Raw genomic sequence first — 23,346 nt, forward strand, 5'->3', positions numbered from 1 at the left:
TCCCACCGGCCACGAGGCTGCTCACCACCCCGCCCCTCCCCCTCCATCCACGCACCGTCCCCTGGGAGGCCCCCCATGCCCGAGCCCCGAAGCGGCCGGCGCCCACTCCCCCGCCGGGCCGTCCTGGCCGCGGCCGCCGTCGGCCTCAGCACCGCGCTGAACTCCACGCTCACCGCCTGCGCCACCGCGAGCGGCAGTACATCCGGCGGCGTCACCCTCACGTTCTCCTGGTGGGGCAACGACGACCGTGCCGCGCGCACCGAGCAGGCCGTGCGGCTCTTCGAGAAGGAACACCCCGGCGTCACCGTCCGCACATCGAGCGGGGACTTCGGCGCGTACCTGCAGAAACTGGCCACGCAGGCGGCCGGCGGCGGCATGCCCGATGTGGCGCAGCTCGACTACCGGCAGGTGTCCCAGTACGCGGGCGGGGACGCGCTGATGTCACTGGACGACGCCATCAAGAACGGGACGATCCGCACGTCCGACATGAGCAGGGACTTCCTGCGCACCGGCACGTACAAGGGCGGGCAGTACGCCCTTCCCATGGGCCGCGGCATCACCGGCTACGCCTATGACTCCGCCGTCTACGAGAAGGCCAACATCCCGTCACCGAAACCCAGTTGGACGTGGCTGGACTGGGAAAGGGCCAACAGGAAGATCGTCGCCCTGGGACTGAAGTCTCCCGACGGCCGCCCCTTCGCGGGTGCCAATGACGGCGGGACCAACGAGGACGTTTTCGAGACCTGGTTGCGCAGCCGCGGCGGAAAGCTCTACGCGAGCCAGACCGAGCTCGGGTTCACCGAGGACGACCTCACCGCGTTCTGGACGTTCTGCGACCGGCTGCGCAAGGACGGCACCATCGCTCAGGCCAGGGACACCGCGCAGGCCAACAGCACCGAGACGAGCCCGATGGGCCGCCATCTCGCCGCCGCCGACTTCACCTGGGACGCGCCGTTCCCCAGCTACCCGGCCCTGCTGGGCGACTCCGTCCACTTCGCACCGGTCCCCACGACCGACGGCCACCAGGGCTCGTACTTCAAGCCGAGCATGCCTGATCGTCCAGTTCATGCGCGGACTGCCGCGCGAGCTGGAGGAGTCCGCCCGCATCGACGGCTGCGGCGCCTTCCGCACGTACTGGTCGATCACGCTCCCCCTGACCCGGCCCGCGCTGATCACCACCGCCATCTTCACGTTCATCTGGACGTGGAACGACTTCTTCACGCAGATGATCTATCTGTTCGCGCCGGAGAAGTTCACCATCACCCTCGCCCTGCGCAGCTTCGTCGACCAGTCCAGCACGTCCGCGTACGGGCCCATGTTCGCCATGTCGGTGATCTCGGTCCTGCCGATCGTGCTGTTCTTCTTCGTCTTCCAGCGCTATCTGGTGCAGGGCATGGCCACCTCCGGGCTGAAGGGCTGAGCCACCATGACCCACGCGCCCACCGCGTCCAGCCGGGACAGCCGCGATCGCCGGGAGCCCGGCGAGGTCTTCGGGCCGAGCTTCTCCCTCTTCGCCGACGTGCTCCTGGTCGGCCTGCTCACCACCGCCGCCTGCCTCCCGGTCGTCACGGCACCCGCCGCATTCGCCGCCGCGTCGACCGCCCTCCGTCAGACCGCTGTCCATGGCCTCCCGGTCAGGGCCGGTACGTACGTCGCTCACCTGCGCGCACACATGACCGCGCGGGTGCTGGCCGCCGGGTGTGTTCCGCCGCTGCTCGCACTCGTCCTCCTGATCGACGCCGCGCTGTTGCGCAGTTCGCTGCCCGGAGCGGCCGTCATGTCACCCGCGCTGGCGCTGCTCACGCTGGGCGCCGCGGTCGTGGGGCTGCGCGCTACGGCGCTGGAGGCTCCGCACCGGCTGTCCGCACGCGAGGGATTCGTCCGCAGCGTCGCCGACCCGCGCGGCTCGCTCCTCCTCGCCGGTGCCGTACTCCTGAGCCTGCTCCTCGCATGGTCGATTCCCCTGCTGGCTCCACTGCTGTCCGGTCCGCTGGCGTTCGCCGCCACAGTCGTGGGGCTCCGCTCCACCGCGGACTGATCCGCGGCGACGCCCACTTCCTCCGTACTCCCGTACGACACCACCGGAGTTCCCGCATGCCGTACTCCCATCTGGACGCCGCCGGCCACCCTAGGCCGCAGCTCGTCCGCGACCCCAACTGGCGTGACCTGAGCGGTCCGTGGCAGTTCGCCTACGACGACGCGAACCGCGGCCGCGCCGACCGCTGGATGGACCCGGAAACCACCGAACCCTTCACCGCCACCATCACCGTGCCCTACCCGCCCGAGTCCGAGGCCTCCGGCGTCGGCGACACGGCCTTCCACCCCGTGCTCTGGTACCGGCGCACGATCGAGGTCACCCGGCCGACAGCGGGCCGGCGCCTGCTGTTGCACTTCGGCGCAGTCGACCACCGGGCCGAGGTGTGGGTGAACGGACAACTCGTAGAACGCCACGAAGGCGGCCACACTGGCTTCTCCTGCGACCTCACCGATGCCGTCCACCGGGACGGTGAGCAGACCGTCGTCGTCCGGGCCGAGGACCAGCCGCTCGACGCCACGCAACCTCGCGGCAAGCAGGACTGGCGGCGGGACCCGCACATCATCTGGTACCACCGCACCTCAGGCATCTGGCAGCCGGTATGGCTGGAGGACGTGCCGGACGAGCACATCACGGTCCTGCACTGGATCCCCGATGTCGCCCACGCCCGCGTGCGCTGTCGGATCCGGCTGAGTGAGTGGCCGCGACGCCCGTTGACCGTCACGGTGCGCCTCGCCCGAGGCGATCGGGTGCTCGCCGAACAGCGCACGCTGGCCGACGGCCAGGAGACGGAGTTCGATGTCGCGGTGCCGGCCCTTCGGCACGCTCAGGACCTCGACGACCTGCTCTGGAGCCCCGAGCAACCCCATCTCGTGGACGCGATCGTGACTCTGAACGACGCGGCCGACGACACCCCCGTCGACCGCGTCACGTCCTACCTCGGTCTGCGCGACATCGGCTGGGACGACGGTGTCTTCCTCCTCAACCACAAGCCGTACTTCCTGCGTTTCGCGCTCCAGCAGGGCTACTGGCCCGCATCCCATCTGGCGGCCCCGGCAGACGCGTTGCGCCGGGACGCCGAACTGGCCAAGTCGATCGGTCTCAACGGGCTGCGCATCCATCAGAAGATCGAGGATCCCCGCTTCCTCTACTGGGCCGACCGGCTGGGGCTGATGCTCTGGGAGGAGATGCCGTCGGCGTACACGTTCGGCACGCAGACCGTCGAGCGAGTGGTCGGCGAATGGACCGAGGCGATCTCCCGCGACCTCAGCCACCCGTCGATCGTCGCGTGGGTTCCGATCAACGAGTCCTGGTCCGTCCCGAACCCGGCGCTCGTCCCCGCCCAACGGCACTTCATGGACAGCCTCTACCACCTGACCAAGGCCCTCGACCCGTCACGCCCGTCCGTCTCCAACGACGGCTGGGAGATCTCCGCCGCCGACATCTGGGGTGTGCACGACTACACGCAGCATGCGCAGGTACTGCGCGAGCGTTACGGGCACTCCTCGTTGCGGCAGGGCGAGATCGTCGAGCAGTGGCCCGGTGCCAAACGGCTCGTCCTGGACGGCGTGCGCCACCAGGGGCAGCCCGTCGTACTGAGTGAGTTCGGCGGGGCCACCTTCGAACCGGCCGAAGGCGCCGAGTGGTTCGGCTACGACACCGTGAGCACGAAGGAAGAGTTCTCCGAGCGCCTGGCCGGGTTGGTGGCGGCCGCGGTGGACTCCGGCCTCGCCGGTTTCTGCTTCACCCAGTTCACCGACACCGAGCAGGAGATCAACGGCCTGTTCACCGCGGACCGCCGACCGAAGCTCCCCGAGGCGGAGTTGCGCGGAATCCTGACCCGGACCCGAGGCCGGTCGGGAGCCAACACATAGAGTCGCCGCCGACTGTCCCGTCTTCTCCGTCTCCCGCGGCCGGCTCGTCGGCCTGGGGACCGCAGCCGTCGCCGTCAGCCTCCTCGCTCTCACCTAGGCTTCCCGCAGACGAAAGACCCTGGACCGGCCCACAACCCCGCAAGGAGCAGAGCGTGTTCATCCAGCCCTGGGACGCCGCACTGGACGACGCCGAATGGCAGACGTGGATCGCCGACGGCCACGACTTCGGCCAGCTCAGTGTCAACGGCCTCCCCGGCCAGGCTCCGATGGTCGTCCCCACTCACTTCACCAGCGACAACAGCCGGCTCTTGATCCACCTCGCCCGCCCCAACCCGGTCTGGGAGGCGATCGAGTACGACCCGAACGTTACGTTCACCGTCATCGGCGACTACGCCTTCGTCCCCGGCCCCTGGCGCGCCAAGCCCGACACGCCGCCCACCGACGGCGTCCCCACCAGCTACTACGCGGCCGTCCGGTTCACCTGCCGCGCCCACATCGTCGACGCCCCCGAGGCCAAGGCCGAACTCCTGCGCCGCCAGCTCGCCCACTTCCAGCCGAACGGCGACCACGCCCTCGTCGCCGTGGACCAGCCGCCGTACGGCCGCATGCTGTCCGGCATCCGCGGCCTGCGCCTGGACGTCACCGAGGTGCGCGCCAAGTTCAAGTACGACGACAACAAGCCCGCCGAGCACCGCACGACGGTCGCCGACCGCCTCACGGCACGAGGCCAGGCCCTCGACGTACCCACCGCCGGACAGCAACGCCGCCGCCTGGACCGCACGGGCGACTGGAAGCCCTGACAGGGCGGACGCCTTCCTCAGGTCGGGGACTTGCGATGAGTTCGGTGAGCTCGTCCAACACCCCCGCACAGCCGCCTTGGCACGTACATCAATCAGCGCCACCTGCCCCGGGGGGCGACGCGGATCACATGTGTGCGGAGTTACGGTACGCACATCGGTACTCAGAAAGGTCAGGTAGCCATGTCGAAGACGGTGACCGCGCAACTGCCGGAGATCCGCGATGAACTCGCCGCCTTCTACCAGGATCTGCACCAGAACCCGGAACTCTCGCTCCAGGAGACACGAACCGCCGGTCTGCTGGCGCAGCGCTTGCGCGACGCGGGATTCGACGAGGTGGCCGAAGGAATCGGCGTCACCGGCGTGGTCGGGCTGTTGCGCAACGGTGAGGGGCCGGTGGTCATGCTCCGCGCGGACTTCGACGCGCTGCCGGTCGAGGAGAAGACCGGGCTGCCCTACGCCAGCCAGGCGCGTGGTGTGGACAACGAGGGCCGTGACGTTCCGGTGATGCATGCCTGCGGTCATGACATGCACGCCGCCTGCCTGACCGGCGCCGCCATGCTGCTCGCGCAGTCGCGTGATCAGTGGCGCGGCACCTTGCTGGTTGTGTTCCAGCCGGCTGAGGAACTCGCGGTCGGCGCGCGCGGGATGGTCGATGACGGACTGTTCGAGCGGTTCCCCAAGCCCGAGATCGTGCTGGGCCAGCACGTCGGGCCACTGCCCGCAGGGGTCATCGGTTACGGCACGGGCCCGGTGATGGCTGCTGCGGATTCCCTGAACATCACCCTCCACGGTCGCGGCGGCCACGGATCCCGGCCCGAGGCGTCCATCGACCCGGTGCTCATGGCGGCGAACGTGGTCACGCGGCTGCAGGGCATCGTCGCGCGGGAGGTGCCTCCGGCGGAGACGGCCGTGGTGACGGTGGGTCGCCTGCAGGCGGGCACAAAGGACAACATCATCCCCGACAAGGCCGAGTTGGGGGTCAACGTCCGTACGTTCACCCCGGCGATCCGCGACAAGGTCCGCGACGCGATCCAGCGCATCGCCACGGCGGAGTCGCAGGCGAGCGGCGCGGAGCAGCCGCCGGAATTCGACTGGACCGGCGCCGCTCCGGCGCTCGTGAGCGAGCCGGATGCGACGCAGACCACGGTCGCCGCGTTCGCGGAGCACTTCGGGCCGCAGCGGATCATGCCGATGCCTCAGGTGAACGCGAGCGAGGACGTGGGCGTATTCGGTGAGGTGCTCGGCGTGCCCACCGTGTTCTGGTTCTGGGGCGGCCTGGACACCGAAACGGTTCTCACCGCGCTCGCGGAAGACCGGCTGGACGAACTGCCGGCCAACCACTCCCCCCACTTCGCCCCACTCGTCGAGCCCACCTTGAGCACGGGCGTGGAAGCACTCGTCGTAGCCGCCCTCGAATGGCTCGCGGACGCGTGAACCAGTGGTCCTGCCGGCGTTCACCGATCGCCGGCAGGTCCCCCGCCGCCGAACGTCTCCAGCAGTACGTCGACGACCTCGTCCACGTCCGCCTCGGCGAGGTCCTCGAACGCCCCGGAATGGCGGGCGAGCAACACCCCGGCGACCGCCGCCACCAGCACGTCGGCCCGCAGCCCGGGCCGGTCCCTGCCCTCCCGGGCGAAGCGTGCCCGCAGCGGATCCACGAGCCGGGCGCGCAGGGCCGCGCGGGTGGCGTCCTGCGCGGCCCCGTCACTCAACGGCTGGACAGCGACCCTCAGCAGAGGGACCGGACCGCGCCGCTCCGCCCGCTCGGCGACCTCGCGCAGGCGCGGCTCCGTGAGCAGGTCGTCCGGCGCGGTGTCGCCGTGTTCGGCGCGCAGCACCTCCACGTACAGCAGGGGCTTGCTGCCGAAGTAGCGCGCGATCAGGGCCGGGTCCACACCTGCCCGCTCGCCGATCTCGCGGATGGTCGTGCGGTCGTAGCCGCGCTCGGAGAAGAGTTCGGTCGCCGCCCGCAGCAGCGCCTCGCGGGTGCGGGCGGAGTTCCGGCGCGGGCCCGCGGCCTCCGCGCTCATGGGCGGCTCGGCTCGGGGCGCGCCTGCTCACCCTTGGCGACCGGCGTGGTCTGCCCCGCCGCGACCACGGAGGGGCGCAGCCGGGTACCCGTCCGAGTGAGTACCACGGCGAGAATGCCGGTGATCACGAAGGCGGCGCAGCCGGCGAGGCCCGCGTTGCGGTATCCGTCGTCGGCCGGCAGCGCCGCGCCGGGGTCGGTGGCGGCCTGGAGGATGACCGCGCTGAGCGCGCTGCCGGTCGAGTACCCGATGTACTTCATGACCTGATTGAAACTCATGGCACTGCCCGTCTCCTGCACGGGCACCCCACCGACGATCAGGCCGGGCGTGACCGCGAAGGTGACGCCCACGCCGAGTCCGGCGAGCGCCATCATCGTGCCGATGCCCCACAGGCTGGAGCGGGCGAGCAGGAAGCAGACCAGGCCGGCGAGGGAGAGCAGGCAGCCCAGCGGCAGCATGCGGGCGGGCGTCGCCGCTGCGCCGAGCATCCGCACGAGGCGGCCGGTGACGAGGCTGGCCGCGGAGAACGGCACGAGGAGCAGGCCGGTGACGACGATGGACGAGCCGAAGCCGTATCCCGCGGACTCGGGCGTCTGGACGTATCGGGTGACCAGGGCGATCAGCAGGTAGGTGCCGACGCCCCCGACCATCGTGGTCAGGTTGGCGACGAGTACGCCGCGATCCTTGATGAGCCGTACGCGCACCAGCGGATGCGTGGAATGCATCGAGTGCAGCACCCACCCGGCGAGCAGGACGACGGCCGCGACGGCCAGTGCGAGCAGCGGCGCGGATCCCCAGCCCCACCGCTCTCCCTCGGCCAGCGTCACCAGGAGGGCCGCCATGCCGCCGGCGAGCAGCAGCGCGCCGGGAAAGTCCATGCGGGTGGCGGGGCGGTTCGGCGCCGCGGGCACGACGGTCACGGTGGCGATGAACGCGGCGGCGGCCGTGGCGACCGCGAACCAGAATCCCGCGTACATGCCGAGGTACTGGGCGAACAGGCCGGTGATCGGATAGCCGAGGCCGATGCCCGCGGCGGTGGTCAGGGAGAGGGTCGCCACCGCAGACCGTGCCCGCTCCGGCGGCAGTGCGTCACGGGCGGTGGCGATGGCGAGCGGGACGAGACCCATGCCGACGCCCTGCAGCGCCCGGCCCAAGAGAAGGCAGGTCAGCCCGAGAGGCAGGGCCGCCAGGAGACTGCCCACCAGGACCACGGCAAGACCCGTGAGGATCACGTTCTTGCGGTGCGGGCCGTCGCCGAGGCGCCCCATGACCGGTGTGGCGATGGCTCCGACCAGCATCGTCAGCGTCAGCGCCCACTGTGCGGTGGAGACGGCGACGTGGTCCTCGGCCGCGATGGTCGGGATGAGCGGTGCGCCGAGGCTGCTGACCACGGCGACGAGCATGCCGAGCGAGACGAGGACGGGCACAAGGGCCCGCGGATGCCGAAGTGCCGGTGTCGGAGCCGTTGCGGCGGACGTGTGCGCGGACGCCGGTATGGAGGGCTGCAAGGGAGGGTTCCCGTTCTTGTCATCAGGCGATGTCATTGAATGATGACACGGCCCGGAACCGCTCCGGGCCGCCCCCACCCCCCGGCGCCCGCCGCGCGTCACCTCAGCTCGGGACCCGCAACGCCCCCAGGAGCATCGGCAGCGAGGCGTGCAGCTCTCGCTCCCAGTACGGCCAACTGTGGGTCCCCGGCCCGTAGAAGTTGGTCGTCACATGGCGGGCGCCCGCCCTTTCGAGCGCGCCCGCCAGGGCGTGGTTCTGCCGGTCGAAGTCGGCTTCGAGGGCGTTCGTGGCACCCGGCGGGTCCAGCGGGCCGGCGGTGCCGTCGCCGCACGACAGGTACACGGGGATCGGCCTGAGTCGCTCGGCCAGGTAGTACGGGTCATGGGCGGCCCACACATCCCGTTGCGCCACAGGGTCGCCCCAGACCCGGCGCGGGTCGTCGCCCTGGCCCCCGAAGAAGCCCATGATGCGGTTCACCGACTCGTCGTTCAGCAACGGGTGCACGGATCCGGAGTACGCCGCTGCCGCCTTGAACATGCCCGGGTGGCGGGCCGCGTACATCAGCGCACCCTGCCCTCCCATGGACAGTCCGGCCACCACGCGACGCGGTCCCGCTCCCCAGTCGTGTTCAAGAAGCCGGCGCAACTCCTTGGTGTGGAACGTCTCCCAGGCGGGGTCGCCACCCTGCCCGTAGTTCCACCAGTCGCTGTACCAGCCGTTCCAGCCGGCCTCCGGCATGACCACGAGGACGTCGCGCAGGCTGTCGACGCGTGCGACGTCGGTCCGGCTCGTCCACGATGTGTAGTCGCCGCAGCAGCCGTGCAGCAGCCACAGGGTCGGCCAGTGCCGGCGGCGGTCGTCCAGGGTCCAGCCGTCGGGCGTGAGAAGACGGACCTTGACGGTCCGGCCGCCGAGAGCTGGGGACCGTACGGACAGATCCACCTGGCGGTCGGCGACCTGGGTGACGGCGACGACCTCGGCGCCACGGGCGGGAGCGGCGGCCACGGACGGTGCGTTCGGCGTCAGGGCGAGCAGCAGTACGGCCAGGAGGAGCAGGAGGCATCTGGCGCGGCGGATCGAGGCGGCGGTCATGGCGGCTCCTGTCGGTGGGATCAGTCTCGGCCGGGGAGGACCAACAGGGCGTCTCCGACCGGGCGTTCGCCGGTCGCGTCGGACGGGGCGTTGATCACGTGCCCGTCGGCGACCATGGTGGTGGACCCGCCGCCGTCGAGGTTGATCGCGTCGCGCAGGCCCAGCGCCTTCGCGACCGCGGCGCTCTCCGGGATGCTGAGTCCGAGCGCGCCCGTGCCGCGTCCGTCGGCCGTGACGAGGACGGTCCGTCCGGCGGCGTCGACTCCGGCCAGTGTCCGCGGATTGCGCTTGTGCACCCAGCCGTAATAGAAGCTCGGGTTACCGGGCTGGACCATGCCGTCGGCGGCCACGGTGATGTGCGTACGGCCGTCCCGGACGAGTTCGGGGCCGCCATTGAGGATGCTGGTGCTGGTGGACGGGGAGACGGTGCGCCCGTCGGCGTCCTTCAACACGGCCTGGATCCGCAACTGGCGTCCGATCTGCGCCAGTTCGACCAGTTGGGAGACGTAGCGTCCGGTCGCCTGTACAGAGCTCCCGCCTTCCGGTAGCGATCCGCCACGCGGCGAGCGCACCTCAAGTACCCGTCCGTGGCGGTCGAGTACGGCCTCAAGGCCTTCGCCGCCCGGGGTCTTCCCGCTGAACTCGCCGGTAAAGGCGACGAGTTCGTCGTCGTCCTTGCAGGTCGTGTCGTGCAGCGGCAGCGAGGTGGGCGTGTCGTCGGCGGTGCCGCCGCAGTTCCTGATCAGGCCGGGGACGCGGTTGATCCCGTCGAGTGGAATCGAGGCGCCCCGGCCGGCCAGCTTGCCCTGCCAGGTGAGCCGGGCGATGCCGGTCCGCCTCCCGGAGTCCTGGATCACGAGGGAGGGGCGCGTGCCCACGGGCTCGCTCAACAGCCGGCCACCGTACACACCGACGCCGGCCGGATCGCCGGGGGCACCGGCGTTCGGGTCGAGCACGAAGAACCCTGCGTTGACCCCTGCCGTCGCCCCGGCCGCGGCCACGAGCTGACTGGTCTTCTCACGGTTCTCGAGATCCGGCCCGTACGAGGCTCTCAGCGCGCCGCGGAAGCGGTGCGGGTCGATGGTGAGGACGTCGATCCGCCACGGACCCCGGTCCGTGGGCTCCCCGTCCCACCCGCGATACACGGCGGCACCGGTGAATCCTGCCGTCCGAAGCCGGGTGCGCTCGGCCGTGGCCGCGGACTGCGCCCCGAACTCCCCGACCCGGACGCGCCATCCGAGCGTGCCGCCCGCGAAGTCCGCCGTCGCCGGTGCGGCGACCTCCTCGGCCCGCGCCTCGAAGCCGTCTTCGCGCAGATGGGCGACCAGTTCGTCGGCGCTCGCGCGGTCGTTGAGCGCTGCTGGTGGCGCATCGGGATCCGGCGAGCCGGCACCGCCGGGGATGGAGACCTCGACCGTCCACCCGAGCGCCGGGGCGTCGGCGCCGCGCACGATACGGGTGAGGGTGACTCCGGGCTGGAGCTGCCGCGTCGTCCGCGTCTCGGGCAGGCCGGCGGGGCCGAGCGGCAATGCACCGGCCGACCCTGCGGCGGGCGCCGACGAGGCCGGTACCGACAGGCCTCCCACGACGGCGAGAACGGACAACACCGCGCCCACTCCGAACAGTCTGCTGTTCACGTGCCCCCCACCGGACGAAGAACGGCTCTCCCGTAACGGTGCTTGTGGTCGAGACCACTCGTCAAGGCATGTGCACGTCATCCCTGCATACGACGCGGCCGATGACCGTGGGCCCAGGCCGATGAGGCGTCCCGCGCACGGACCCGCACTACTCAAGATCGAAAATGTGAAGGCTTCCGGGGTGGCTGGTGACAGCTCTGGACTTTCGTGTTCGCGCTGATGCAGGGTGTGCCCACCGCAGTCGGAGTTCCGCTTGGGCCTGTCCCCTCCCCAGTGGCCCGTGGTCACGGCTGCGCGGGCACCCGTCGGGTGCCCGTCCCATTCCAGGTCAACTTCTCCCTGCCCAACGGAAGTTGCGATTCTCCATGCCCAAGGGAAGTCCAGTGAGCCCTCACGGAAGACTCGTCCGCCGCTCCACCCCGCTCGTGCTCGCCGCCGCGCTCGCCCTGTCGGCCACCGCCTGCAGCAAGGAACAGGCCACCACGACGGCCGGCGGCGTGAAGCTGGTCAAATCCGGCCAGTTGACGACGTGTACGCATCTCCCGTACGCGCCGTTCCAGTCGGAGAAGGGGAAGAAGATCGTCGGCTTCGACGTCGACCTGATCGATCTGGTCGCCGACGACCTCGGTCTGAAGCAGGAGATCGTGGACAAGTCGTTCGAGACGATCAAGACGGGCGCGGACCTCAACGCAGGGGTCTGCGACGTGGCCGCCGCGGGCATGACGATCACCCCCGAGCGTAAGCAGCACCTCGACTTCTCGACCCCCTACTTCGACGCCAACCAGGCGCTGTTGGCCCGTAAGGGCGTCAAGGCGACGTCGCTGGACACCATCAAGAGCGGCAAGATCAAGCTGGGATCGCAGTCGGCCACCACCGGCGAGGACACCGCGCACGCCGGCGGCATCGACTCCAAGTCGTTCGAGAGCTCGGACGCCGAGCTGAACGGACTGCGCACCGGTCAGGTGGACGTCGTGATTCAGGACTACCCCGTGGTCCAGAACTGGCTCAAGGACCCTGCCAACGCAGCGAAGTTCAGCGTCACGGGCACCGTCCAGACGGGTGAGAAGTACGGCTTCGCCGTACGCAAGGGAGGCAACGCCAAGCTCCTCGCCGCCATCGACAAGGCCATCAAGAAGGCCAAGCAGGACGGCACGTACAAGAAGCTGTACGAGAAGTGGATCGGCCCGATGCCTGCGGAGGCCGCGTCCCAGTGACCTCCTCTCACGCACCCGTCGCGGGGAAGGCGCCGGCCCGGCCGGCCGCGCGCCCGCGCCTCTCCCCGCGTCGGCGGCGCAGCATGCTCCGCGGTGCGCAGTACGTCGTCCTGGCCGGCGCGGTGATCGCTGTCGCCGTACTGGCCGACTGGCACCAGTTGCAGCAGCAGTTCCTCGAACTGTCCGTGGCCAAGCGGATGTTCCCGGATCTACTGACGGTGGCGCTGGCCAACACGGTGGCGTACACCCTGTCCGGATTCGGTGTGGGCCTCGTACTCGGGCTGGTCATCGCCCTCATGCGGCTCTCCTCGGTCGCCCCCTACCGCTGGCTCGCCTCGTTGTACATCGAGGTGTTCCGCGGACTGCCTGCCCTGCTGATCTTCATCTTCATCGGGGTCGGCGTCCCCCTGGCGTTCCCCGGTCTGGCCATCCCCGGTGGCGCGTACGGTCAGGTCGCCGTGGCCCTAGGCCTCGTGGCCGCCGCGTACATGGCGGAGACCATCAGGGCCGGCATCCAGGCCGTGCCCCGGGGCCAGATGGAGGCGGCGCGAACGCTGGGCATGTCCCACGCGAGGGCCATGTGGTCGATCGTCATCCCCCAGGCCTTCCGCGTCATCGTGCCGCCGCTCACCAACGAACTGGTCCTTCTCTTCAAGGACTCGTCACTCGTGCTGTTCCTGGGCGTCTCCTTGCAAACCCGTGAACTCACCAAGTTCGGAAGGGACTTGGCCAGCGAGACCGCCAACACCACACCCATCTTCGTGGCCGGTCTCTGCTACCTCCTGATCACCGTCCCGCTGGGCTACGTGGTACGCCGCCTGGAGGCGGGCCATGCGAAGGCGCGGTAAGCGATGAGCGCCGGCGAGCCCTCCGGCACCATGAGAGAACACAAGGGGACGGGCATGCCGAATGCCACCACCACCGCCGACACGTCCGCGCCCACGCCGACCCGGGCGATCGAGATCCGCGCGCTCCACAAGTCCTTCGGTGACCTCCAGGTCCTGCGCGGCATCGACTTCACTGTCGACACGGGCGAGGTGGTGTGCGTCATCGGCCCTTCCGGGTCGGGCAAGTCGACGTTGCTGCGCTGCACCAACCTGCTCGAACAGCCCACTGAGGGCCACGTCCTCATCGCCGGAACCGACATCACCGACCCGGATGTGGACATCGACCGGCTCCGTCGCCGTATCGGCATGGTCTTCCAACAGTTCAATCTCTTCGCGCACTTGAGCGTCCTGGACAACCTGACGATCGCTCAGCGCCGGGTGCTGGGCCGGGACAAGACCGAAGCGGTACAGGTGGCCCGACAGAACCTGGCCCGCGTCGGACTCGCGGACAAGGAAGGCAGCTATCCCTCACAACTGTCGGGCGGTCAGCAGCAACGGGTGGCCATCGCCCGCGCGCTGTCGATGGGCCCCGAGCTGATGCTGTTCGACGAGCCCACGAGCGCGCTCGACCCGGAACTCGTCGGCGACGTCCTCGCCGTCATGCGCGGCCTCGCGGACGACGGGATGACGATGATGGTCGTGACCCACGAAATGGGCTTCGCCCGGGAAGTGGCCGACCGTGTCGTCTTCATGGACGACGGCGTCATCGTCGAACAGGGAAGCCCCGACGAGGTCCTGGGCAACCCCAGCCACCCACGCACCCGGGAGTTCCTCGCCCGAGTCCTACGCCCGGCGGACACCCTCACGGAGTCCTGACGGGATACGGCGCTTGCCGACCGCAGACGGATGGCCGGGATGCATGTCGGCACGCACCGCTCCCGGTCCCCCAGGGTGCGGCCCGCCAAGGCGACGGATACCGGAACCCCTCACACACGTGCGCCACGGCGCGCGCAGCCCGACACACGCCCCTGGTCGCCGACCGGGGGCGTAGTCACGATCCTCGAAAGGATCACTCACGGGTTCGCATCGGCCACAGGGGGCCGTTGCTCCGGGCGGCAATGGTTCCGGTACCCCTCGCTCGTCGTCGGTCACATGCTTCCTGGTGAGTACGAGCCGGAACAGCAAACCACCGCGCAGCGAAGGTAAGTGCCAGGGCAGAGCACTCGAAGAGCCGGTCAGCGGGTGGCCGGCCTGCCGATGCCGTACAGCAAGGTGTCGACGACGCGTGTGGCAAGGGCGTCCACGGCGGCGTCGGTGTCCGGCGCCTCGGCCGCAGCCTCGTGGATGAGGGCGTAATAGACGCGCCGCGCCCAGTCCAAATCGGTGTCGGGCGCAAGAAGGCCCGCATCGCGGGCTCGCGCGAACAGCCGCTCGCACCGGGCCAGGACCTCGGCGTGCACGCGCGCGGCCTCAGGGGCGCCAGTGGGGTCGGCGCCCATGGCGAAGCCCCATCCGATCTTCACTCGGAGCACGTTCGCGGTGACCTGATAGAGGGCGATCGCCGGCGGCGCGGTTTCCGGCCGGGCGGCTTCGACGGCCTCGTAGAACCGCTGCGTCGCCCATGTGGCCAGTGCCGTGATCAGAGCGTCCCGTGAGGCGAACCGCCGGTGCACGGTCGTCCGCGCGACCCCGGCGGCCTCGGCGATCTGCTCCATCGTCGCTGCCGGGTTCACTGACAGCACCCGCTCAGCGGCTTCGAGGATCGCTCGTACCGTCCGCTCGGCGTCGGCGCGCAGCGGCTTGGCAGAGGCGGGCAGCGCCATGGGGTGCCGATCCTTCCGGGTCTGTGGGTGACTCCATGAGGATACGACGGTGTGGCGACTCGCGGATAACTTGCAACATCAATGATGCATGTTTTAATGATTGTGCATCACCTGGGACGCAGCTACCTACGGAGGTACACCATGGACCTGCAGTTGAACGGCAAAGCTGCGCTGGTCACGGGCGCGAGCCGGGGTATCGGACTGGCCGTCGTTCGAGCCCTCGTCGCCGAAGGAGTCCGCGTCGTCGCAGCAGCCCGCACCCCCACACCGGAACTGAAGTCGACCGGCGCCACGTCTGTGGCGGTGGACCTGTCCGATCCGGCCTCGGCGGAGCGTCTGGTCACCGAGGCTGTGACCGAACTGGGCGGCATCGACATCCTGGTCAACAACGTCGGGGGCGGCGACGGGGGCCTGGGCGGCGGCTTCCTCGACATGACCGACGCACAGTGGGCGGAGGTGGTGGACCTGAACTTCTTCGCCACGGTCCGTGTGACCCGGGCCGCCCTGCCCGCGCTGCTGGCCACCCGCGGCGCGATCGTGAACGTCTCGTCCGTCGGCGCCCGTGTCCCGAGCAGCGGACCGATCGCGTACACCACCGCCAAGGCCGCACTCACCGCCTTCGGCAAGGCGCTCGCGGAGGAATTCGGCCCGCAAGGTGTCCGGGTGAACACCGTCTCCCCCGGACCGGTCCGAACCGCCATCTGGGAAAGCCCCACCGGCTACGGAGCGGAACTCGCCGCATCCCTGGGCATCCCGCATGCCGAGCTCGTGGCCGGACTCCCCACAGCGACCGGAATGCTCATCGACCGGCTCATCGAACCGGACGAGGTCGCAGCCCTCGTCACGTACCTCACCTCACCACGCGCCGCGGCTACCACGGGCACCGACCACCTCATCGACGGCGGATCCGTCAAGACCGCCTAACCAGCCGGCGCACACGGCAGCAGGACGTCAACCCACGGGCACACGCTGACAGCACCCCGCCTCAACATGACGCCCGATCTCACAGATCGCTTCCGTCGTCACGCTCCCGGTCCGCGACGGCAGCGCGCGCCGCCTCCGGGACCACCGGTCACGTCTGCGCACGACGCGCCCGTCTGCTGCGCAGGGCGCCGCCCACGATCACGATCGCGTGCTGGGACCACGCGCAATGGCAGCTGTCGCACACCGTTTTGATCCACCCCAGCGAGGCGTCATCCCGGCGCCGCTGTCGTCCGACTGCCCCGCAGAACTCACAGGTGACGGCAGAACGCTCCTCGGCCGCGGCGAGAAGCACACGGATCTCACCGCCGGCCGAGTCCGGAACTCCGGAGACCTGGATCCGCACCGTGCCGAACTTCTCCTTCAGATCGTCGACCCGATAGTCGGCAGCGTGGGCCCGGAGGCCTTCGTGCAACCGTTCTTCGCGCTCAGCGTGTCTCATGAGACATGTGGCTTGGCGCCGGACCCGTGATTGACCTGGAGGTCAGCGGTGTTGGCGAGAGCCTGCCGGGGGCGGTGGCGAAATGGCGGCTGAGACGTCTTGGCCGACACCATGCGTGAGGTCCGCCCGTCTCGGCCCCGACGTCTGATCAACGCCCACTGGACGATCGCTAAAACGCCCCGCTCGTCTCCGGACCGGCAGGGCGTCGCGTCCCCGGCTCCTCTCGCGACTCGATGCCGGGCATGCGCCGATTGCTGCGTCTTTCCGCGTACGCGCGGCCGGGCGACACCGTGCACATCTCCGAGATGTCCGTCTCGTGCGCGGCACCCAGCACATCCTCGACTTCCTTCACCGCGATCGTCTCGCCCCGCGCATCCACGATGGCGTGTTCTCCCACGAGAATCGCGTCAACGCCCTCCACGACGCCAGCTTCAGAACCCGTCTTCCCCGCCTTCGTAGCGTGCGCGTCTAATCGGCAACGTCAGGCGGCCATCCGGGCACATGCCGCACATACCGAGGTGGCCGAGCCGCCACCTCGATTTCCTGCGGCGGCGGCCCTGGGCTATTCAGGACGATGCTCGCCACTTGGGCGAACTGGCTCGTCACGGCCACCAGGCGCGGTGTCTGTAGGTCGATCATGTCCTCCAGAGCGTCTCGGTCGGACGGTCCTCCGGCCCTGGTGATCTCGTGGAGGAAGCGGATCGTCATCTCAAACAGATCGGTCGCCTGATTGACGACCGCGTACGCCGCCTGCGCCGCGATCTGGGGCCCTTCCAACTCAACTTGAAGGGCCCCGTCCTCCAACGCAACCAATGCCGCATTCAGGCGCCGTAGCGTCTCGTCAGCCTGCTGCCTGGACGGGGTACCCACTATCGGGGGCATGGCTTGTTGGAAATCCCGTACGAGCTGGGGGAGTCGGGTGTAGGTGTCCCGCTGATCCTTGCGGCGTGTGGCGTTCACGGGCCCCAGGTCGCGCGCCTCCTCGTTGGGGTCGTCTCCGTGGAAGTCGCCCTGTGAGGCCCCCTTGGCCCGTGCCAGGCGTGAGCGCGAAGGCTGGGCTTTTTCGAGCAGAGTACTCCAGGTGCTCTCGGCGAATGGCTCACCTGCCCATTCGCTCCATACCCGGACCACAGCAATCAGCTGATCATCGCTGGCCGGACTTGGCGTCTTTGCTCTGGTCCAGTCGTCATGGAGCCATTCACCGATGCGCCGGTCCAGGGACGAGTCCCTACGATCGGCAGTGCGGGCGGCCTCACGTCGCGAGTATGTGCGCCCGTTCCGCCTGCGGGCGGCTTTGGCCTTCCCCTCCAGCGTGCGCAGCGCGTCGTACAGCTCACGCGCCTTGTCCGGCTTCGACATCTTCCCCCTACCGCAACGTCCGAGCCTGCCCGCCGTGCCCGCAGCGGGCACGGCGGGCAGGCAGCTGACCTGGAGCGTAAAGGGAATTTGCCCGCAGTGCCCGGCCCTTCAGACACCGCGGGTGTTCGGCTTGCACTGTTTCCTTGCTCGACCGCGGGGGTCGATGAAGGAGGTAGCTGACGTGTACGTGGATGCAGTGGTGATCGGCGCGGTGATCACAGGAGCCGCGATGCTCGGCGCGGCGGTAGTGACGGGGACGGCAGCGATTGCGGCGGCGGTGATTTCGCGCCGAGGCCGAGGCGGCTCGGCCGACGCCCGGTCAGGAGGATGGGAGCTCAGGCCGGTTGTCGGCTGCGGGCGGACGGGGGCGATCGGGGAGGGGAAGGCGCCGGGGACGAGGCCGTAGCTGTCTCTCGCTCATTGCGCCTGCCAGGAAAAACTCTACTCGGCGTATCGAGTCACCAACTGCGCGTAGGCTATGGCTCGGTCGCGCGTCGATCTGTTCGTTCTCTCCGTTGCCCGTGCTCCCGCGGGGCACGGGCCCCGCCAGCCCGCAAGGGCTGTGGAATCCACGGAGAAATCATGAACGACGAGCAGGACGAGCGACCACCCGAGCCACACTGGTACTGGCTTGCCATGCTGTTGATCGCCGTGACCAACATGGTGGTGTCAGCCGCGAACCTCGCGGCGAGGTTGCACGGCGGCAGTTGATCGGAATCTCTCTCACTCGACTAGAGAGACACCCCGATCAACTGGCAGCGCTCGGGTTGAGGGCCCTTCGGCACGGTGGCCACCGTGTTCGGGGGGCTCTCGTCGTTGTGCGGTTCGCTGCGCCGACTTGCGCCCCCATCTGATGGCCTAGGCCATTTGACATGTGGGGCGACTTGCCTAGGCCACGCTAGCAGGAAAGTGCACACCCAGTGGGACTTCATGGCGGCTTGTGGACGGAGCTGGAACGCAGCCAGCACGGGCGCATCCGTGAGGGCGGGGTGCCGGTGTACGAGGCCCGGGTGCGTAGCTGACCGGTGCCCAGCAGCCCGTACAGGCTGTCCCACAACCGCTGGTTCGCCGCCCCCCGGGCAGCAGGCTGAGGATGAGTCAGTGCCGCTCAGGCTTCGCTGAACGCGACATGAGTTCCTTGACGGCTGCCTGAGGGGGTTTCCCGCTGTGGACGATGTCGACGACCGTGTTGGTGATGGGCATGTCGACAACGTGGCGGTGCGCGAGGTCAAGCACGGACAGACAGGATTTCACGCCCTCCGCAGTCTGCTTTGTTGCGGCGATGGTCTCCTGCAGCGTCATTCCGCGGCCGAGGTTGGCGCCGAAGGTGTTGTTGCGTGAAAGGGGTGAGGAACAGGTGGCGAAGAGGTCGCCCATGCCGGCCAGGCCCGCGAAGGTGCGTGGGTCGGCGCCCATCGCCTCTCCGAGACGGGTGGTCTCGGCGAGGCGATGGGTGATCAGTGTTGCCTTGGTGTTGTCGCCGAGGCCCATGCCGTCAGCAATGCCAACGGCCAAGGCGATGACGTTCTTCACTGCGCCGCCGAGCTCGCAGCCGATCACGTCGCTGCTGGTGTATGGGCGGAAGAAGCTGGTGTGACAGGCGGCTTGGAGCCGCATGGCGACGGATTCGTCCTTGCAGGCTACGACGCTGGCCGCAGACTGTCGCCGGACGATCTCACCGGCCAGATTGGGCCCCGACACAACGGCGATGCGCTCCGGGCCCGCATCTGTGACGTCGGCGATGACCTCGCTCATCAACTTGGCGGTCCCGAGTTCGACGCCCTTCATGAGGCTGACCAGCACCGTGGTCGGGGCGATCGCAGGCGTCCAGGCGCTGAGGTTGGCGCGCAGCGTCTGGGAGGGAGGCACGAGCACCACGAAGTCGGCGTCCGACGCGGCCTTCGCCGGATCGGTCGTCGCCGTGATCCCCGTCGGGAGTTCGACGCCTGGGAAGTACTCCGGGTTGGTGCCAGTGGTGTTGATGGCGTCGACCAGCTCGGGGCGTCGCCCCCACAGGGAGACCTCGCATCCCGCGTCGGCCAAGACCACGGCGAAAGCCGTGCCCCAGGAGAACACGGCGAATCGGGTCGTCACCGACCGGCCTCCCTCTGATCACGCAGTTGGTACGACGTGCACGTCGGCGGCCTAGCTCCGTACTTCGCGGGTCACTCTTTTGCACAGCCTCCGAGCTTGATCACGGTCCTGAAGTGATCGCGCTTCGGCGGGTTCTGTAACTCGGACCGCTGCGCTGATCGGTGGCTGACCAACTGCGATCAGTTGATCTTCCCGAATGGGTGACCTGCGGAGAACGGACCTAGCGTAGTCACTGCGGCCTGGCCGGAACCGGTACACGAAAGAGTCGTACGCGGCTGGGGATGGTCAGTGGTACGTCCTCCCCTCCTCGATCGAGCGGGCACAGGGCAGCGAGCGCGAGGGAGCGCTGGCTGCGTACCCCCTTCGCCGCCGCCCGCACTCTGCTGGTGCCCGGCGTCTGCTACGCCGGGGGCGCCGCAGCCGGGTCACTGCCCGGGGTAGCTCCGAGCGCCGCGAGGATAGTGTGCGGCGTAGCCTCCAGGTGAGGGTTGTGGTCCAACAGCAGTTGCTGCCCAGGAGTCAGCTGGTGGACTACTACGGTCCAATCAACCTTGACAACAAGCACTGCACCGACTCTCACGACAGCGTCCTTCGTCGGCTGGAGCGAACCGAGGAGCGGGCCAAGGTTCTGCATGAACAGTGCGGTGACCTCGGCGTCAGGTCGCTGGAGGAAGCGGGCGTCGGCGCTGTGCAGCGCCGAACGCATCGTCTCGCGGGCGGCTGGCGACCGAGCGGCCCGCGAGACGGCCGCCCGCATCCGCCGGAACCACGATCCGAGAACGGGCTCATCGCGTTCCACCACGGTGAGCCCTGCGGCAGCGAGCACGCCGTCGAGAGCGGTCTCGACCTCTTCGTGTACGGCTTCGTCCGATACGTAGATCGCCACCGGCAGCATGCTGAGGCTGTCGGTCCGGGTGGAATGCGGCTCGTACTGCTCCAGGGCCCTGACCAGCGTTGCGAGGCGGAGGGGTGAGGCGCCCCCGGCCGGCTCACCGCTGTTGGGGGCGAGCCGCCGCGGGCCCAGAGTTTCGAGGTCCGCGAGGGCGTCCTGCAACTCCTCAGGGTCGTCCCGAGCGAGCGCGTCGGCAATCGTGTTCACCGCCACGTCGACGTCGGCCCAGTGCGCTGCGGGAAGTTCCAGCGCTGCCATGTCCCGGACGACCTGCAACGCCGCCACGATATCCGCACGCGCAATGTGCGGCCCGTCAACAGTCATGCCATCTAGGCTAGTTGACTCGGTATCGCATTTTGTCAGTCCCCGAGACGTGGCTGCGAGGCACCCGTGGCATATGTTTCCAATCAGCAGTCTCCGCATGAGAAGGAGCGAAAGCGCCGCGAGGAGGAAGAGCGGCTCGCCCTTCAGCAGCAGGTCCGCGAACGCTCAGCCCAGCGCCTTCGCGACAGCGCCGGGCGCGATACCCACCCGGACGTGGACAGTCTGACGGCTGCGGTCGAAAAGGCGAAGCCCGGCACCCGCCGCTGGACCGCCGCCGTAACGGCCCTGTCCGCGGAGTTGCTCCTGCGCTTCCGCCAGAGCCCTGAAAAGGGTGTCGCCGACCTCGTGACAGCGATCCGGATGCTCAGCAAAGCGGACGAGAGAGGCCCCGCGGCGCATGGCACCGGCGGCGCCGACACGGCTGAGGAACGGCCGACAACCGTCCGGCAGCGGGGACCCCGTTTCGCGCGTGCGACCGCAGCCGCAAGACGGTTCGTATCCAGGCTCGGCGCGGACCGGGGCGTGGGGGCTGGGGGCGCGGAAGACGCCGCGCGGGTGGCGTTGCTCGTGGAGTGCCTTGAGGAGTGGGAGGTCGTTGAGCAGGTCTCGCCGCCCGGTGGGTGGGGCGTGGACCTAGGCCGGGTGCCAGATCTCGATGTCTTGCGGCGACGGCTTGCTGGGATGGCGGGGGCGCCGGCCCGCGTGCGGGTTCGTGCGCTGCACGCCCAGGGCAGCGCGCTCGCGGCTGCGGACGGGCCTGGCGCGGGGTATGAGGACATGGCCGCCGCCGTTGCCCTTCTCCCGCGGACGGCCGGGTGGGGGATGAATCGCGGGCAGAGGCGCCCGGCGGCCGAGCAGGTCGCGAACAAGGCCGAGGTGACGGCAGACGCGGCGGCCTGCGCCATCGCCGCCGGGCGCCCCGTCGAGGCGATCGAACTGCTGGAAACCGGCCGCGGGGTGGTGTGGGACCAAGTGCTGCACGCCACGATCCGGGCCGAGGTGCGGGCCGTGGACCGCAGGCTCGCCCGCCGCATGGATCGGATCTGCCGCGATCTGGAGCGGCCCGGCCGGAGAGAGGCGCCCGACCGCTTCGAGGCGCGCGATGTGGCGGCGTGGCGGACCGCCCGCCCCGACATTCCCTCTGCGGTGGTCGCGTGGCTGTGGGGGCTGGCCCTGCCGCTCACGGGAAAGCGGGCCGCGCGCCGGGAGCGGCAATGGGCGCGGTCGGCGCAACGTGCACAGGGCCTGCTGCCCGACGCGACGTTCCAGATGGCGAGCTACCCCGGCGACATTAGGCCCGCCGCCGCCGAGGGGCCCGTGGTGGCAGTGGTCCTCAGCCGGTTCGGATGCTACGCCCTGCTCCTGACAGCTGAGGAAGATGCCCCGGATGTCGTCCCATTGCCTGCCCTGAACCTGCGGGCCGCGCAGCACAAGGCCCGCGACTATCTCACCGCGTTGAACGAATTAACCGGTAGGGAGCGGGAGGCGCGCATCCAAGCAACGTTGCACTGGCTGTGGGAGACCGTCGTCGCGCCCGTCGTCGCCGGTTTGGAGCTGCTTGGATGGAGTGGAAAGGGCGAGGACGGCGAGTTGCTGCGGTTGTGGTGGTGTCCCTCCGGGCCGCTCGCGTTGCTGCCACTGCACGCCGCCGAGCCGCAGCCGGTCGAGGGCGGCACCAGTACCGGGGCCAGGGAGCGGGCCGTCTCCTCGTACACCCCGACCGTGCGCAGTCTCATCTCGGCCCGCAAGGCCCGGGACCTGCGCCAGAACAGCAACGGGCAGGGTGGGAATCGAGGCGAGCGGGAGCGGCTGCTGCTCGTTTCAGCGGGCGGCCTCGTCGGTCATCAGGCACTTCCAGCGACGGCCCGTTTCTTTGACTACCTCACCAGCCTGCTCGTCGAGGACGGGCTGACCACACTGCACGGGCAACAGGCCACGACAGGAAACGTGAAACGCGCGCTAGGGCGGCACAGCCGGGTCCACTTCGACTGCCACGGCCGGCAGGACCCGGTGTCGCCGGAGCGCACCGGCCTGGTACTGCACGACCAGGATCTGACCATCGCCGACCTCGCCGAAGTCCGCGCCGAACGGCCGGAGTTTGCCTTCCTCGCCGCGTGCTCCACCGCGGCCCCGGACCACATTGACCTCGACGAGATGATCTCCGTGACCTCCGTTCTGCACTACCGCGGCTACCAGTCCGTCATCGGCACGATGTCACCCGTCCTCGACAGAAGTACCGAGCGCGTCGCGATGGCCGTGTACGAGGGGCTTGTCGCACACCAGTTCGATGCGGAGCCCGCCTCGCCGCTGAGCTCGACTGCGGCCCTGCTGCACCACGCCGTGCGCCAGGAGCGCCGACGGCGTCCCCGCCATCCGAGTACCTGGGTGCCGTTCATTCATGTGGGGGTCTAGC

Annotated in this window: 20 protein-coding genes and 2 pseudogenes; 12 read left to right on the forward strand and 10 right to left on the reverse strand. The window is 69.4% G+C overall.

All coding sequences use genetic code 11. The annotated features are described in order from the left end of the window. Nucleotides 1-75 precede the first annotated feature (75 nt). From OG698_RS02915 to OG698_RS02940, 6 genes and pseudogenes are all read left to right on the forward strand, one after another. Nucleotides 76-966 (forward strand): annotated as a pseudogene (locus tag OG698_RS02915) (ABC transporter substrate-binding protein); the annotation flags it as partial. A gap of 85 nt (nucleotides 967-1,051) precedes the next feature. Beyond that, nucleotides 1,052-1,420: pseudogene (locus OG698_RS02920) on the forward strand (carbohydrate ABC transporter permease); the annotation flags it as partial. A 6-nt stretch (nucleotides 1,421-1,426) separates the two neighbouring features. Further along, nucleotides 1,427-2,038 carry a hypothetical protein gene (locus tag OG698_RS02925; RefSeq protein ID WP_406110799.1) on the forward strand — a complete coding sequence of 204 codons (612 nt, stop codon included), beginning with the start codon at nucleotides 1,427-1,429 and terminating at the stop codon, nucleotides 2,036-2,038. A 56-nt stretch (nucleotides 2,039-2,094) separates the two neighbouring features. Then, nucleotides 2,095-3,909: a glycoside hydrolase family 2 protein gene (locus OG698_RS02930; RefSeq protein WP_406110801.1), complete on the forward strand. Its 1,815-nt coding sequence runs from the start codon at nucleotides 2,095-2,097 to the stop codon at nucleotides 3,907-3,909. A 152-nt stretch (nucleotides 3,910-4,061) separates the two neighbouring features. Continuing rightward, nucleotides 4,062-4,709, forward strand: a complete 648-nt coding sequence (locus OG698_RS02935) for an FMN-binding negative transcriptional regulator (protein ID WP_406101219.1) — start codon at nucleotides 4,062-4,064, stop codon at nucleotides 4,707-4,709. A 180-nt stretch (nucleotides 4,710-4,889) separates the two neighbouring features. Next, nucleotides 4,890-6,143, forward strand: coding sequence for an amidohydrolase (locus tag OG698_RS02940; protein ID WP_406101221.1), 1,254 nt, complete (start codon nucleotides 4,890-4,892; stop codon nucleotides 6,141-6,143). A 20-nt stretch (nucleotides 6,144-6,163) separates the two neighbouring features. Here the strand turns inward: OG698_RS02940 and OG698_RS02945 are convergent, their stop codons facing one another. The 4 genes from OG698_RS02945 to OG698_RS02960 all read right to left on the reverse strand — a co-directional run bounded on the left by OG698_RS02945 (nucleotide 6,164) and on the right by OG698_RS02960 (nucleotide 10,977). Next, on the reverse strand, nucleotides 6,164-6,739 hold the full coding sequence (locus tag OG698_RS02945; protein ID WP_100593583.1) for a TetR/AcrR family transcriptional regulator: 576 nt from the start codon (nucleotides 6,737-6,739) through the stop codon (nucleotides 6,164-6,166). Continuing rightward, complete coding sequence (locus OG698_RS02950; protein ID WP_406101222.1) at nucleotides 6,736-8,166, reverse strand: MFS transporter; 1,431 nt, start codon at nucleotides 8,164-8,166, stop codon at nucleotides 6,736-6,738. Before OG698_RS02950 ends, OG698_RS02945 begins: the two co-directional genes overlap by 4 nt. 184 nt (nucleotides 8,167-8,350) lie before the next feature. Continuing rightward, nucleotides 8,351-9,340 carry an alpha/beta hydrolase gene (locus OG698_RS02955; protein WP_406101224.1) on the reverse strand — a complete coding sequence of 330 codons (990 nt, stop codon included), beginning with the start codon at nucleotides 9,338-9,340 and terminating at the stop codon, nucleotides 8,351-8,353. Nucleotides 9,341-9,360: 20 nt separating this feature from the next. Next, the gene (locus OG698_RS02960; RefSeq protein ID WP_406101225.1) at nucleotides 9,361-10,977 is read right to left on the reverse strand and encodes a phosphodiester glycosidase family protein; all 1,617 of its coding nucleotides are present in this window, start codon (nucleotides 10,975-10,977) and stop codon (nucleotides 9,361-9,363) included. A 365-nt stretch (nucleotides 10,978-11,342) separates the two neighbouring features. On the opposite strand from OG698_RS02960, the gene OG698_RS02965 reads away from it, so the two are divergent. The 3 genes from OG698_RS02965 to OG698_RS02975 all read left to right on the forward strand — a co-directional run bounded on the left by OG698_RS02965 (nucleotide 11,343) and on the right by OG698_RS02975 (nucleotide 13,894). Next, a complete protein-coding gene (locus OG698_RS02965; RefSeq protein ID WP_406101226.1) occupies nucleotides 11,343-12,191 on the forward strand; it encodes an ABC transporter substrate-binding protein in 849 nt (282 codons plus the stop codon). 83 nt (nucleotides 12,192-12,274) lie between these two features. Further along, entirely contained in the window at nucleotides 12,275-13,039 is a 765-nt protein-coding gene (locus tag OG698_RS02970; protein ID WP_326778352.1) for an amino acid ABC transporter permease, read from the forward strand. A 54-nt stretch (nucleotides 13,040-13,093) separates the two neighbouring features. Continuing rightward, nucleotides 13,094-13,894 carry an amino acid ABC transporter ATP-binding protein gene (locus tag OG698_RS02975; RefSeq protein ID WP_406101227.1) on the forward strand — a complete coding sequence of 267 codons (801 nt, stop codon included), beginning with the start codon at nucleotides 13,094-13,096 and terminating at the stop codon, nucleotides 13,892-13,894. Nucleotides 13,895-14,253: 359 nt separating this feature from the next. Here the strand turns inward: OG698_RS02975 and OG698_RS02980 are convergent, their stop codons facing one another. After that, the gene (locus OG698_RS02980; RefSeq protein WP_406101228.1) at nucleotides 14,254-14,841 is read right to left on the reverse strand and encodes a TetR/AcrR family transcriptional regulator; all 588 of its coding nucleotides are present in this window, start codon (nucleotides 14,839-14,841) and stop codon (nucleotides 14,254-14,256) included. A gap of 141 nt (nucleotides 14,842-14,982) precedes the next feature. Here OG698_RS02980 and OG698_RS02985 point away from each other — a divergent pair, with 141 nt between their 5' ends. After that, nucleotides 14,983-15,765: an SDR family NAD(P)-dependent oxidoreductase gene (locus tag OG698_RS02985; protein ID WP_406101230.1), complete on the forward strand. Its 783-nt coding sequence runs from the start codon at nucleotides 14,983-14,985 to the stop codon at nucleotides 15,763-15,765. Between the two features lie 148 nt (nucleotides 15,766-15,913). On the opposite strand, the gene OG698_RS02990 is transcribed toward OG698_RS02985, so the two are convergent. From OG698_RS02990 to OG698_RS03000, 3 genes are all read right to left on the reverse strand, one after another. After that, nucleotides 15,914-16,237, reverse strand: coding sequence for a hypothetical protein (locus OG698_RS02990; RefSeq protein ID WP_406101231.1), 324 nt, complete (start codon nucleotides 16,235-16,237; stop codon nucleotides 15,914-15,916). A 196-nt stretch (nucleotides 16,238-16,433) separates the two neighbouring features. Beyond that, nucleotides 16,434-16,685 (reverse strand): hypothetical protein, encoded by a 252-nt coding sequence (locus tag OG698_RS02995; protein WP_406101233.1) that lies wholly within the window; start codon nucleotides 16,683-16,685, stop codon nucleotides 16,434-16,436. A gap of 47 nt (nucleotides 16,686-16,732) precedes the next feature. Further along, nucleotides 16,733-17,623, reverse strand: a complete 891-nt coding sequence (locus tag OG698_RS03000) for a hypothetical protein (RefSeq protein ID WP_406101234.1) — start codon at nucleotides 17,621-17,623, stop codon at nucleotides 16,733-16,735. A 582-nt stretch (nucleotides 17,624-18,205) separates the two neighbouring features. Here OG698_RS03000 and OG698_RS03005 point away from each other — a divergent pair. Next, nucleotides 18,206-18,334 carry a hypothetical protein gene (locus OG698_RS03005; RefSeq protein WP_406101235.1) on the forward strand — a complete coding sequence of 43 codons (129 nt, stop codon included), beginning with the start codon at nucleotides 18,206-18,208 and terminating at the stop codon, nucleotides 18,332-18,334. Nucleotides 18,335-18,721: 387 nt separating this feature from the next. Here OG698_RS03005 and OG698_RS03010 read toward each other — a convergent pair whose 3' ends face one another. Together OG698_RS03010 and OG698_RS03015 are read right to left on the reverse strand one after the other, a co-directional pair. Next, nucleotides 18,722-19,717 carry an NAD(P)H-dependent glycerol-3-phosphate dehydrogenase gene (locus OG698_RS03010; RefSeq protein ID WP_406101236.1) on the reverse strand — a complete coding sequence of 332 codons (996 nt, stop codon included), beginning with the start codon at nucleotides 19,715-19,717 and terminating at the stop codon, nucleotides 18,722-18,724. 400 nt (nucleotides 19,718-20,117) lie between these two features. Further along, entirely contained in the window at nucleotides 20,118-20,933 is an 816-nt protein-coding gene (locus OG698_RS03015) for a CATRA system-associated protein (protein WP_406101238.1), read from the reverse strand. 66 nt (nucleotides 20,934-20,999) lie between these two features. On the opposite strand from OG698_RS03015, the gene OG698_RS03020 reads away from it, so the two are divergent. Continuing rightward, nucleotides 21,000-23,345, forward strand: a complete 2,346-nt coding sequence (locus OG698_RS03020) for a CHAT domain-containing protein (protein ID WP_406101240.1) — start codon at nucleotides 21,000-21,002, stop codon at nucleotides 23,343-23,345. Nucleotide 23,346 lies beyond the last annotated feature (1 nt).

Source organism: Streptomyces sp. NBC_01003 (assembly GCF_045162695.1).
In the GTDB taxonomy this organism is placed as follows: Bacteria; Actinomycetota; Actinomycetes; order Streptomycetales; family Streptomycetaceae; genus Streptomyces.